The following is a 12,662-nucleotide window of genomic DNA, read 5'->3' as shown; positions in this document are numbered from 1 at the left end:
CTACTGCGGGTCCCCCTGTGGGAGCGAGCTTGCTCGCGATGGCGATCGAACACTCGACACCTCTGTCGACTGACACATCGCTATCGCGAGCAAGCTCGCTCCCACAAAGGGATTTGCGCTGGAACGCTCACAAAGGTTCACAGCACAACCAGATAAATCTCCTTACAATCCCCCTTTGTTAGCTGCCTAAGCAAGGATTCTGCATGCAAGCCGCCAACCCGCGTCGCGGGTATATCCTGGGCCTGAGTGCCTACATCATCTGGGGTCTGTTCCCGATCTACTTCAAGGCCATCGCCAGCGTGCCGTCAGTGGAAATCATCATCCACCGGGTGCTGTGGTCGGCCCTGTTCGGCGCGGCATTGCTGCTGGTCTGGAAACACCCGGGCTGGTGGCGCGAACTGCGGGACAATCCACAGCGCCTGGCGATTCTCGCCCTGAGCGGGACACTGATCGCGGCCAACTGGCTGACCTACGTCTGGGCGGTGAACAACGAACGCATGCTCGAAGCCAGCCTGGGTTACTACATCAACCCGCTGGTGAACGTGTTGCTGGGCATGGTGATCCTCGGCGAGCGCCTGCGCCGCATGCAATGGCTGGCGGTGGGGCTGGCGGCCGTCGGCGTGGCGCAGCAGGTCTGGCAAGTGGGTAGCCTGCCGTGGGTGTCGCTGGTGCTGGCGCTGACCTTCGGTTTCTATGGGTTGATCCGCAAACAAGCGCCGGTCAAGGCATTGCCGGGGCTGGTGGTGGAAACCTGGATGCTGGTGCCGATCGCCATCGCCTGGTTGCTGTTCAATCCCACGGCCACCAGTGCCCAGGCCGCGTTCTGGACCACCTCCGAAGCCTGGTGGCTGGTGGCGGCCGGCCCCGTGACACTGGTTCCACTGGTATGCTTCAACGCCGCGGCCCGACATTTGCCCTACACCACCCTGGGGTTTCTCCAGTACATCGCGCCGACGCTGGTGCTGTTACTCGCCGTGCTGCTGTTCGGTGAGCACCTGTCGTCCAGCACGCTGGTGGCGTTCCTGTTCATCTGGGCCGGGCTGGCGGTGTACAGCGTCGATGCGGTGATCAGCATGCGCCGGCGCAGCTGATCAAAAAACGCACAAACCTCCACAGGCCACGTCCGCCGTGGCCTGCGCTTATCCTTCCCAAGGTTATCCACAGCGTGATCCCCGCCGTTTGTGCACAAGCCCTTGAAAACTGGTGATTTTTTGATCATTGGCCGCTGAGCCCCGGCGGGCCTGGGCTGGGGCCGGGTCTCTACAGGTTATCCACAGGCAGGCGCAGTTTTTCCTTGGATAACCTTCATTACACTTCGTCGCTGAGCTTGAGTTCCACCATCAACTCATCGGCCAAGGTCTCCAGGCGTTCCTGCAAGGTCTCCAGGGACAAGGTCAAGGGCACGCCCAGGATCGCTTCGGCATGAAACAGCAGCTCACTGCTCATCGGTGCCGGCCGGACATGGGTCACCAGACGCTCGACATTGACGCCCTGCTCGCTCAACAACCGGGTGATGTCCCGCACGATACCGGGACGATCGTTGCCCACCAGCTCCATGGTGATGGGTTTCCAAGTGCAGGACTCCTCAACGGCACTTTCAGCTATCAATACGTGGATGCCGTGGGCCGCCAGCCCCTGCAAGGCTTCGATCAATTCCTCATGGGCCTCGGCCGGGGCGCTGAAGCGCACGATCCCGGCAAATTGCCCGGCCAGGTGCGCCATGCGGCTTTCCAGCCAGTTACCGCCATGTTCGACAATGCAATCGGCGATGCGCTCGACCTGCCCGGGCTTGTCCGGGGCGAAAACAGTGATGACGAGGTGGTCCATGGCGCAGTCCTCTTGTGGTGGAAGGAACAGTATAGGCAGGACGCACAAGTCCCGTGGCGAGGGGATTTATCCCCGTTGGGCTGCGAAGCAGCCCCCCAAGACATTCAACTCAATCTGTCTGATCACCGAAGTGTCGGATTTAGGGCCGCTTCGCGCCCCAACGGGGATAAATCCCCTCGCCACAGGGCTCGTGTGCTCACATAAATCGTGTACAAGTTTTAATATTTATCTGGAACAATCCACAGTTTTTTTGAGAACATCAGAAGCCGCGCCGTGACTGTACTGCTTTAGTCGGTCGCGGAACGACGCAATTAGTCTAATTTTCACAACCGCAATTGATCATGTAGTATGCCGCAGCGCGCACTACATAATCGTGATACCCCTGTTGTACCGATGTCTGCTTAAGGCCAGTCGCATCCCTGAAAAGCCCCGTCAGCAAGGCTTGAATACCCAGCCGCCAGCGATGGCATGTACTGGTTCCGGGGTTTGTGGTTTAAATGTCCCGAGGCTTCATTGTCAAAATCGAAGAGCTGAAAAGCGAAATAGCTGAGCAGAGTGAGGCAAGCAATGACTGAACACGTTCAAGTCGGTGGCCTGCAGGTCGCCAAAGTCCTGTTCGACTTCGTGAATAACGAAGCCATTCCCGGAACCGGCCTCACCGCCGACGCATTCTGGGCCGGTGCCGACAAGGTCATCCACGACCTGGCCCCGAAGAACCAAGCCCTACTCGCCAAACGCGATGATTTCCAGGCGCGGATCGATGCCTGGCACCAGGCCCGTGCCGGCCAGGCCCACGACGCCGTGGCTTACAAAGCCTTCTTGCAAGACATTGGCTACCTGCTGCCAGAAGCGGCGGATTTCCAGGCCACGACCCAGAACGTCGATGACGAAATCGCCCGCATGGCCGGTCCACAGCTGGTGGTACCGGTGATGAACGCCCGCTTCGCCCTCAATGCCTCGAACGCCCGCTGGGGTTCGCTGTACGACGCGCTGTACGGCACCGATGCCATCAGCGAAGCCGATGGCGCGGAAAAAGGCAAAGGCTACAACAAGGTGCGCGGCGACAAGGTCATCGCCTTCGCCCGCGCCTTCCTCGACGAAGCGGCCCCCCTGGCGGCCGGCTCCCATGTCGACTCCACCGCGTATAAAATCGTCGACGGCAAACTGGTCGTTGCCCTCAAGGGCGGCAGCAACAGCGGCCTGCGTGACGATGCCCAACTGATCGGCTTCCAGGGCGATGCCTCGGCACCGACTGCCGTGCTGCTGAAACACAACGGCCTGCACTTCGAAATCCAGATCGATGCCAGCACGCCCGTCGGCCAGACCGATGCCGCCGGCGTCAAAGACATTCTGATGGAAGCCGCGCTGACCACCATCATGGACTGCGAAGACTCGGTCGCCGCCGTCGACGCCGATGACAAAGTGGTGATCTACCGCAACTGGCTCGGCTTGATGAAGGGTGACCTGTCGGAAGAAGTCGCCAAGGGCGGCCAGACGTTTACCCGGACCATGAACCCTGACCGTGTCTACACCGCCGTCGACGGCTCGGGCGTGACCCTGCACGGCCGCTCGCTGCTGTTCGTTCGTAACGTCGGCCATCTGATGACCATCGACGCGATCCTGGACAAGCACGGCAACGAAGTGCCGGAAGGCATCCTCGACGGCCTGGTCACCAGCCTGGCGGCGATCCACAGCCTCAACGGCAACACCTCGCGCCGCAACAGCCGCACCGGCTCGGTGTACATCGTCAAGCCGAAGATGCACGGCCCGGAAGAAGCCGCGTTCACCAACGAGCTGTTCGGTCGCGTCGAAGACGTGCTGAACCTGCCGCGCAACACCCTCAAGGTCGGGATCATGGACGAGGAGCGCCGTACCACGGTCAACCTCAAGGCCTGCATCAAGGCCGCCAGCGAACGCGTAGTGTTCATCAACACCGGCTTCCTCGACCGTACCGGCGATGAAATCCACACCTCCATGGAAGCCGGCCCGATGGTGCGCAAGGCCGACATGAAAGCCGAGAAGTGGATCGGCGCCTATGAAAACTGGAACGTCGATATCGGCTTGAGCACCGGCCTGCAAGGTCGCGCGCAAATCGGCAAGGGCATGTGGGCGATGCCGGACCTGATGGCCGCGATGCTCGAACAGAAAATCGCTCATCCGCTGGCCGGTGCCAACACCGCCTGGGTTCCCTCGCCGACCGCCGCCGCCCTGCACGCGCTGCATTACCACAAGGTCGACGTGTTCGCTCGCCAGGCCGAACTGGCCAAGCGCACTCGCGCTTCGGTGGACGACATCCTGACCATCCCGCTGGCCGTCAACCCGAACTGGACGCCGGAGCAGATCAAGAACGAACTGGACAACAATGCCCAGGGCATCCTTGGCTACGTGGTGCGCTGGATCGACCAGGGCGTCGGCTGCTCCAAGGTGCCGGACATCAACGACATCGGCCTGATGGAAGACCGTGCGACGCTGCGTATCTCCAGCCAGCACATCGCCAACTGGCTGCGCCATGGCATCGTTACGCAAGACCAGGTGATGGAAAGCCTCAAGCGCATGGCGCCAGTGGTCGACCGCCAGAACGCCAGCGACCCGCTGTACCGTCCACTGGCGCCAGACTTCGACAGCAACATCGCCTTCCAGGCGGCGGTCGAACTGGTGATCGAAGGCACGAAGCAGCCTAACGGCTACACCGAGCCGGTGCTGCACCGTCGCCGTCGCGAGTTCAAGGCCGCCAATGGGTTGTGATTGAGCGGTAGACGCGGCACAAAAAAAGCCCTGATCGAAAGATCAGGGCTTTTTCATGCCCCTGTGGGAGCGAGCTTGCTCGCGATAGCGGTGTGGCAGTCAATGGAGATGTTGAATGTCAGGCCGCCATCGCGAGCAAGCTCGCTCCCACATTTGAATGGCGCCAGTCCTCGGCGGACGGTCTTAAAGATCCATCCCCAACTCATGCTTGACCAACCCCAGCAGTTTGTCGGTATCGATCGGCTTGAGCAGAAAGTCCACCACGCTCAAGTGCATCGCTTCGATGGCGTCCTTCACGTCGGCATCGCCCGACACGATGATGATCGGCAGCGCTGCCCGTTCGGATTCGCGCACCAGGCGCACCAGTTCCAGGCCATCGACGTTGCCCATGCGCAGATCGGTGATCAACAGGCCTATCGACGGCTTGGTTTCCAGCATCTTGAGGGCCGTTTCGCCGCTGGCGGCGGTCATGCAGTGAATCCCATCCAATGCCAGGATCTCCGACAACAGCTCACGGGCGTCCTTATCGTCATCAACGATCAAGACGCGCTGCGGCGGCAGGTCAGGTTCCAACATGACGGCACTCAGCGCCTCGCGCTCGGCGTCACTCAAAATATCGTGGTCGGACATGGTGCTCTCTACGTTCTTTAAATCGATCCCCTGGCACAGTGGTCAGACATCGTTCTGCGGCGCTTCAATGTGCACTTCGTCGGATTTTTTTCCAAGAACATTCAATGAAGATTTTTCTGACGCCTGGCGTAAGAGTTTTCCGTAAGCGCGGCCCTTAGGCCGCGACCTAGACTTACGTCCAATGGGCACCCCGCGCTGAGGGGCCGACCATGGAGAACAGATCCGACCACAACAATTCGAATAAGACTGCGTAATGGTTATGAAAAAAGCGGACGCCTTCATCCAGGCAGGGAAAACCGCGGTGTTGCAAAACATCCAGGGGACGCTGCAGTTTCTCCAGCGCTTTCCGCCGTTCAACCAAATGGAAAATGCCCACCTGGCCTATCTGGTGGAGCAATGCCTGCTGCGTTTCTACGCCCCGGGCGACACCATCATCAAACCGGCCGACGGCCCGGTGGAGCACTTTTACATCGTCAAGCAGGGCCGGGTGGTGGGCGAACGCCCGCATTCGGCCAAGGGTGGCACCGAGACCACCTTCGAGATCACCACCGGCGAATGTTTCCCCCTGGCCGCGCTGCTGGGCGAGCGGGCCACGCGCACCGAGCACCGGGCCGGCGAAGACACGTTCTGCCTGCAACTGAACAAACTGGCCTTCATCAAGCTCTTCGCCCTGTCCGCCCCGTTTCGCGATTTCGCCCTGCGCGGGGTCAGCAGCCTGCTCGACCAGGTCAACCAACAGGTCCAGCAGAAATCCGCACAGACCCTGGGCACCCAGTACTCCCTCAATACGCGGCTGGGTGAACTGGCGATGCGCCATCCAGTCAGTTGCAGCCCGGACATGCCGCTGCGCGAAGCCGTGAAACTGATGCACGAGCAGCAGGTCGGCAGCATCGTGGTGGTCAATGAGCAAAAGGCGCCGGTGGGAATTTTCACTTTGCGCGACCTGCGGCAAGTGGTGGCCGATGGTTCCGGGGACTTTTCCCAAGCCATCGTAGGACACATGACCCAGGCACCCTTCTTCCTTTCGCCGGACCACAGCGCCTTCGACGCGGCCATCGCCATGACCGAGCGTCACATCGCCCACGTCTGCCTGGTCAAGGACCAGCGTCTGTGTGGCGTGGTCTCGGAGCGCGATCTGTTTTCCTTGCAGCGCGTCGACCTGGTGCACCTGGCCCGGACCATCCGCAACGCCCCCAGGGTGGAAAACCTCGTGGCCCTGCGCGGCGAGATCGGCCAACTGGTGGAGCGCATGCTGGCCCACGGCGCGTCGTCGACCCAGATCACTCACATCATCACCCTGCTCAACGACCACACGGTGTGCCGCGTCATCGAACTGACCCTGGCCGACAAAGGCGACCCGGGTGTGCCGTTCAGTTGGCTGTGTTTCGGCAGTGAAGGCCGGCGCGAGCAAACCCTGCACACCGACCAGGACAACGGCATGTTGTTCGAAGCCCGGGATGCCGCCCATGCCGCGCAGATCCGCGGCCTGCTGCTGCCCATCGCCCAACAGATCAACCAGAGCCTGGCTCAGTGCGGCTTCACCTTGTGCAAGGGCAACATCATGGCCGGCAACCCCGAGCTGTGCCTGTCCCGCGCCGAATGGGCCCGGCGCTTCGCGTCATTCATTCGCGAAGCGACGCCGGAAAACCTGCTGGGCTCGAGCATCTATTTCGACCTGCGGGTGGTCTGGGGCGATGAGCAAGGTTGCGAGCAGTTGCGCCAGCAGATCCTCGGTCAAGTGGCCGACAATCGCCTGTTCCAGCGCATGATGGCCGAGAATGCGCTGCGTCATCGCCCGCCGGTGGGACGCTTCAGGGACTTTGTGCTGAGCCGCAAGAATGGCGAAAAGGCGACCCTGGACTTGAAAGTGCAGGGCCTGACGCCCTTCGTCGACGGCGCCCGCCTGCTGGCCCTGGCCAACGGCATCGAAGCCAACAATACCTTGGAACGCCTGCGACAACTGGTCGTCAAGGAAGTGATCGAACCGCTCGATGGCGCGGCCTATGAAGAGGCCTATCACTTCATCCAGCAGACCCGCATGCAGCAACACCAACTGCAAACCCGCGAGAACCTGCCCTATTCCAACCGCGTGGACCCCGACAGCCTCAACCATCTGGACCGACGCATCCTGCGCGAATCCCTGCGCCAGGCCCAACGCCTGCAAAGCAGCCTGACGCTGAGGTACCAGTTGTGAACCTGTTTTCCTGGCTGCGCCCGGCCCAGCCGACATTGCCCGACGCGCTGCAACAGCGCCTGGAGCGCCTGCCCGCGCCCTCGCCACTGGGCGAAGGCGACCTGCGGGCGCAACGCTGGGTCGTCCTGGACCTGGAAACCACCGGGTTGAACCTGAACAAGGACCAGGTGCTGTCCATCGGCGCGGTGGTCATCGAAGACGGTGCCATCGACTTCAGCCAGCAATTCGAACGTACCTTGCAGTGCAATCAGCAAAAGCTCGGGCCCAGTGTGTTGATCCATGGCCTGGCGCCCAGTGCCATCGCCGCCGGCAGCGACCCGGCCGAGGCGCTGCTGGCGTTCATGGCGTTCGTGGGCGACAGCCCGCTGCTGGCCTTTCACGCGCCGTTCGATTCCCACATGCTCGGGCGCGCCTTGAAAGACCATCTGGGCTATCGCCTGCAGCATCCGTTCCTCGACGTGGCGGACCTGGCCCCGATGCTTTGTCCACAAGCCAATCTGCGCAAGTCCGGCCTGGACGAGTGGATCGACTGGTTCAAGCTGCAAGTCTTCGACCGCCACAACGCCAGCGCCGACGCCCTGGCCACGGCGGAACTGGCGCTGATCCTGTTCAGCCGCGCCCGCCAGCAACAGATCCTCAGCCCGCTTGACCTGCAACAGCGCCTGGGCCAGTGGAAACGGCGGCAGCAGGCGCCTTCGCTTTGAAAGATGAACACACTACCCTGTGGGAGCGAGCTTGCTCGCGATGGCGCACTGTCAGTCGACATTGATGTTGACTGACCTGTCGCTATCGCGAGCAAGCTCGCTCCCACACAGAACCCGGCCTCAATTTCCTTACCTGCACTGCCCGACCAGCGCCAATTGCTTTCCCGCCCCCGCCTCTGCCACAATCGCGAACAATTCTCGTTACTTAAAACATCGGTGATGCTCCGTGTCGTCAGTTCCTAGCCCCCACAGTGATTTGGTTGGTGCGTTGTACCGTGACCATCGCGCTTGGCTATTGGCATGGCTGCGACGCAACGTGGCGTGTGCGCACCGGGCGGAAGACCTGAGCCAGGACACTTTTGTGCGCTTGCTGGGACGCGAGGACCTGAAGACGCCCCGCGAGCCCCGGGCATTTCTGGTGGCCATCGCCAAGGGCCTGTTGTTCGATTATTTCCGTCGAGCGGCATTGGAGCAGGCTTACCTCACCGAACTGATGCTGATCCCCGAGGCCGAGCAGCCCTCGGTGGAAGAACAGCAAATCATCCTGGAAGACCTCAAGGCCATCGATCGCCTGCTCGGCAAACTGTCGAGCAAGGCCCGTGCAGCCTTCCTCTATAACCGCCTCGACGGCCTCGGCCATGCCGAAATCGCCGAGCGCCTGGGGGTTTCGGTGCCGCGGGTACGGCAGTACCTGGCCCAGGGCATCCGGCAGTGCTACATCGCCCTGTACGGTGAACCGACATGAGCCAGGCCCATGCCAAGCCGGTCTCGGCCAGCGTGCTGGATGCCGCCATTGCCTGGCAGCTGTCTTTGGACGCGAGCAGCGCCCAGGAGCATGAAGCGTTCGCCCGCTGGCATGCCGCCGATGAAGAACACGCCCGGGCCTGGCGGCAACTGGGCATGCTCGACCAGCGCTTCAGCGTGGCCAACGGGCCGGCACGGGCGGCGCTGCTGCAATCGCGGGTGAGCATTCGCCGACGGATACGCAAGATCGGCAGCGGCCTGGCCAGCGTTGTCGCGGTCATCGGCCTGGCGTTGTTTGCCGGTGAACGTCTGCCGCTGGATTACTGGCTGGCCGATCAGCGCACCGCGACAGGCGAGCAACGCACCCTGCGCCTGACCGACGGTACGCTGATCAACCTCAACACCCACAGTGCGCTGGATGTGCGTTTCGATGACAAGCAGCGCCGTATCGTCCTGCAGGAAGGCGAAATCCTGGTGGAAACCGGCCACGACGACCCGCGCCCGTTCATTGTCGAGACCCGCGAAGGCCGCCTGCGCGCGTTGGGCACACGATTCCTGGTCAAGCGTGAAGACGAAGGCACGCGCCTGAGCGTGTTGAAATCCGCCGTGGCGGCGCATCCCCAGGCCACGGACAGCGAACAGATCCTGCGCGAAGGCCAACAAGTGCTGATGCGTCGCGACGGCCTCGGGCCGACCGTTGCCCTGAGCCCCGGCGCCGATGCCTGGACCCGCGGCATGCTGGTGGTGGACAACGCCCGCCTTGAAGACCTGATCCATGAGTTGGGGCGTTACCGGCGCGGCTACCTCGGTGTCGAGCCACGAGTGGCCGACCTGCGCATCACCGGCAGTTTCCCGCTGCACGACACCGACCTGGCGCTGACCGCCCTGCTGCCGACCTTGCCGGTGCAGGTCGAGCATCACACGCGGTGGTGGGTGGTGGTGGGGCCACGGGCTGAAGCCAAGCCTTGAATGGTTTTGTGTCAGTGGTGGCCTCATCGCGAGCAAGCTCGCTCCCACAGGATGATTCGTGGGCGGCTCGGTCAGTGTGGGAGCGAGCTAGCTCGCGATGAGGCCATTCGCTTCACCACAAAGCCACCAGCTGTAAAACGAATCTAAATTATTTTCATCCAGCCCTATCACTTTTCGATTTTCATCCGGCACCCAGGCAATTGAGAAATATTTCCATTCAGGAGCCGCCGTATGTCCCGCCCGCTAGACACCCTGTTGCGCCCCAGCCTGTTGGCCGTTGCCATTGCCTTCGCCGTCCCGTTGACCAGCGCCCCGCTGCTGGCCGCCGAACAAGCCACGAGCGTGCGCACCTACAACCTGCCCGCCGCGCCCCTGGCCAGCACCCTGAACCAGATCGCCAGCCAGGCCGGCCTCGCACTGAGCCTGAATCCGTCCCTGGCCTCGGGCAAGACCTCGGCCCCGGTCCAGGGCCAGTTCGACGCCACCGGCGCATTGCGCGAGGCCTTGCGCGGCACCGGCCTGCAACTGGAACAAAGCAGCGCTGGCACCTACAGCCTGGTGGCCGTACCTGAAGGCGTCATGGCCTTGCCGGAAACCAGCGTGATCGGTGCCGGTCTCAGCGAAACCGCGTGGGGCCCGACCGAGGGCTACGCCGCCACCCGCACCGCGGCCGGCACCAAGACCGATACGCCGATCGTCGAACTGCCGCGCTCCGTCTCCGTGGTCACCCGCCAACAGATGGAGGACCGTTCTGTCCTCAACCTCAATGACGCCCTGCGCTACACCGCCGGCGTGCAGAGCAGCGGCTACGGCTCGGATTCGCGCAACGACTGGCTGTTGGTGCGCGGCTTCGTGCCGACCCAGTTCCTCGATGGCCTGCCGCTGCCCAAGGGCAACTACATCACGCCGAAAATCGAGCCCTGGAACCTTGAGCGCATCGCCGTGCTGCGTGGCCCGGCCTCGTCGGTCTACGGCCAGACGCCACCTGGCGGCATGCTGGACATGGTCAGCCGTCGCCCACAGGCCGAAAGCAGCCATGAGGTCGAGCTGCAGGCCGGCAGCTACGAACATAAGCAGATCAACTTCGACAGCACCGGCAAAGTCGATGACGAAGGCCAGTTCCTCTATCGGGTCAGCGGCACCGTGCGCGACAGCAACTCCCAGGTCGATCACATCCCGGACAAGCGCTACAACCTCGCGCCGAGCCTGACCTGGAACATCAACGACGACACGCGCCTGACCTTCCTGTCCCAGTACACCCGCGACGACACCGGCATCACCGGGCAATTCCTGCCGCTGCAAGGCACCAAGCTGTCCTCGCCAGCAGGCAAGATTTCCCACCACAAGAACCTCGGCGATCCAGATTGGGAATTCTACGACCGTACCTACTACGCCCTCGGCTATGCGTTCGAACACCGCCTGAACGACACCTGGCAGTTCCGCCAGAACCTGCGCTACACCAAGAGCGACCTGGAAACCCAGGGCATCTCCGCTGGCGGGCAGTTCTGGCCGGCGGGGCCTGAGGAAGCAGTCAGCGCCGATGGCACCATCAAGCGCAGCGCCAGTGTCGTTGACGAAGACATCAGCCAGTTCGCCGTGGACAACAATTTCCAGGCCGATTTCCAGACCGGTGCCCTCAGCCACACCCTGCTGCTGGGGTTGGATCACCAGCGCTCCAACAGCAATTCGCGTTGGTTGTGGGGCTCGACCGGCGTGCCGACCAGCAACATCCACAACCCGACTTACGGACAGGATTTCTCCAACGTCCAGTACTTCACCATGTACGACTACAACCAGAAGACCAACCAGACCGGCCTGTATGTCCAGGACCAGATCGCCCTGGACAAATGGCGCCTGACCCTCGGCGGCCGCGAAGACTGGATTCACACCGGCACCGAATTCCACAACCAGAACAACGTCACCAACACCCAGCGCGACAAGAAATTCAGCGGCAACGCGGCGTTGAGCTACGTCTTCGATAACGGTGTGACGCCCTACGTTTCCTTCGCCCAGTCGTTCCAGGCGGCGGCCGGCTCAACCGTCAACAGCACCGAAGCGTTCAAGCCAACAGAAGGCGAGCAGTACGAAGCCGGCATCAAGTATCAACCGCCGGGCACCAAAACCCTGCTGACGGCTGCGGTGTTCGACCTGACGCAGCAGAACAACTCGGTTACCGAAAACAACATCACTCGCCAAGTGGGCGAAGTTCGGGTGCGCGGCCTGGAACTGGAAGCCTCGGGCGACGTGACCGACAACCTGAAGCTGATCGGTTCCTACACCTACAACGACAGTGAAATCACCAAGGGTACCGCCGCTGAAAAAGGCAAGCGCATGGCCCAGGTACCGCGTAACCAGGCCACCGCCTGGGCGGACTACACCTGGCACAACGGTCCGCTGGATGGCTTCGGGGTCGGTGCCGGCGTGCGTTATGTCGGCGACACCTACGGCAACACCACCAACACCGACTGGGGTCATGTCGGCTCCTATACCGTGTACGACGCCTCGGCCCATTACGACCTAGGGCGTTTGAACAAGACCCTCAAAGGCGTCACGGTGGCGGTGGACGCGAAGAACATTTTCAACAAGGACTACCTGTCCACTTGCGATGGCTTCTACTGCTACTACGGCGACCAACGCAACGTCGTCGCCAGCGTGAATTACAAATGGTAAACGGTTAGCATTTGCAAAACCTTTTGAGGGCACCTGCACCCGAGACCTGCCAGTCAAATGAAATCCCTGTGGGAGCGAGCTTGCTCGCGAAGACGGCGTAACAGTCAACATTGATGTTGTCTGGCACACCGCTTTCGCGAGCAAACTCGCTTCCACAGGTTTCACGACTGGACTGAAGG

The 12,662-nt window shown here is 62.0% G+C and carries 9 protein-coding genes; 7 read left to right on the top strand and 2 right to left on the bottom strand.

The genetic code is table 11. The features are described from left to right. Window positions 1-203 precede the first annotated feature (203 nt). A complete protein-coding gene (gene rarD / locus J4E63_RS30130) occupies window positions 204-1,091 on the top strand; it encodes an EamA family transporter RarD (protein ID WP_207284145.1) in 888 nt (295 codons plus the stop codon). 217 nt (window positions 1,092-1,308) lie between these two features. On the opposite strand, the gene J4E63_RS30125 is transcribed toward rarD, so the two are convergent. Continuing rightward, window positions 1,309-1,827, bottom strand: coding sequence for a glycine cleavage system protein R (locus J4E63_RS30125; RefSeq protein ID WP_207284144.1), 519 nt, complete (start codon window positions 1,825-1,827; stop codon window positions 1,309-1,311). 567 nt (window positions 1,828-2,394) lie between these two features. Between J4E63_RS30125 and J4E63_RS30120 the strand changes: the two genes are divergently transcribed. After that, on the top strand, window positions 2,395-4,572 hold the full coding sequence (locus J4E63_RS30120; protein WP_192262810.1) for a malate synthase G: 2,178 nt from the start codon (window positions 2,395-2,397) through the stop codon (window positions 4,570-4,572). Between the two features lie 183 nt (window positions 4,573-4,755). On the opposite strand, the gene J4E63_RS30115 is transcribed toward J4E63_RS30120, so the two are convergent. After that, window positions 4,756-5,202 (bottom strand): response regulator, encoded by a 447-nt coding sequence (locus tag J4E63_RS30115; RefSeq protein ID WP_060740319.1) that lies wholly within the window; start codon window positions 5,200-5,202, stop codon window positions 4,756-4,758. A gap of 253 nt (window positions 5,203-5,455) precedes the next feature. Here J4E63_RS30115 and J4E63_RS30110 point away from each other — a divergent pair, with 253 nt between their 5' ends. The 5 genes from J4E63_RS30110 to J4E63_RS30090 all read left to right on the top strand — a co-directional run bounded on the left by J4E63_RS30110 (window position 5,456) and on the right by J4E63_RS30090 (window position 12,483). Further along, complete coding sequence (locus J4E63_RS30110; protein ID WP_207284143.1) at window positions 5,456-7,396, top strand: putative nucleotidyltransferase substrate binding domain-containing protein; 1,941 nt, start codon at window positions 5,456-5,458, stop codon at window positions 7,394-7,396. Then, window positions 7,393-8,100, top strand: coding sequence for a PolC-type DNA polymerase III (locus tag J4E63_RS30105; protein ID WP_207284142.1), 708 nt, complete (start codon window positions 7,393-7,395; stop codon window positions 8,098-8,100). Before J4E63_RS30110 ends, J4E63_RS30105 begins: the two co-directional genes overlap by 4 nt. 226 nt (window positions 8,101-8,326) lie before the next feature. Further along, window positions 8,327-8,845 (top strand): RNA polymerase sigma factor, encoded by a 519-nt coding sequence (locus J4E63_RS30100; protein WP_060740316.1) that lies wholly within the window; start codon window positions 8,327-8,329, stop codon window positions 8,843-8,845. Further along, window positions 8,842-9,813 (top strand): FecR domain-containing protein, encoded by a 972-nt coding sequence (locus J4E63_RS30095; protein WP_207284141.1) that lies wholly within the window; start codon window positions 8,842-8,844, stop codon window positions 9,811-9,813. Before J4E63_RS30100 ends, J4E63_RS30095 begins: the two co-directional genes overlap by 4 nt. A 231-nt stretch (window positions 9,814-10,044) precedes the next feature. Then, window positions 10,045-12,483, top strand: coding sequence for a TonB-dependent siderophore receptor (locus J4E63_RS30090; protein ID WP_207284140.1), 2,439 nt, complete (start codon window positions 10,045-10,047; stop codon window positions 12,481-12,483). Window positions 12,484-12,662 lie beyond the last annotated feature (179 nt).

The organism is Pseudomonas sp. FW300-N2F2 (genome assembly GCF_017351655.1).
In the GTDB taxonomy this organism is placed as follows: Bacteria; Pseudomonadota; Gammaproteobacteria; order Pseudomonadales; family Pseudomonadaceae; genus Aquipseudomonas; species Aquipseudomonas fluorescens_AA.
The sequence above is the reverse complement of the archived record's forward strand: the minus strand, read 5'-3'. Positions and strand labels throughout refer to the sequence as shown.

Coding starts and splice junctions, on each gene's coding strand:
- J4E63_RS30115 (WP_060740319.1), bottom strand. CDS start 5,202: ATGTCCGACCACGATATTTTGAGTGACGCCGAGCGCGAGGCGCTGAGT.
- J4E63_RS30120 (WP_192262810.1), top strand. CDS start 2,395: ATGACTGAACACGTTCAAGTCGGTGGCCTGCAGGTCGCCAAAGTCCTG.
- J4E63_RS30110 (WP_207284143.1), top strand. CDS start 5,456: ATGGTTATGAAAAAAGCGGACGCCTTCATCCAGGCAGGGAAAACCGCG.
- rarD (WP_207284145.1), top strand. CDS start 204: ATGCAAGCCGCCAACCCGCGTCGCGGGTATATCCTGGGCCTGAGTGCC.
- J4E63_RS30090 (WP_207284140.1), top strand. CDS start 10,045: ATGTCCCGCCCGCTAGACACCCTGTTGCGCCCCAGCCTGTTGGCCGTT.
- J4E63_RS30095 (WP_207284141.1), top strand. CDS start 8,842: ATGAGCCAGGCCCATGCCAAGCCGGTCTCGGCCAGCGTGCTGGATGCC.
- J4E63_RS30125 (WP_207284144.1), bottom strand. CDS start 1,827: ATGGACCACCTCGTCATCACTGTTTTCGCCCCGGACAAGCCCGGGCAG.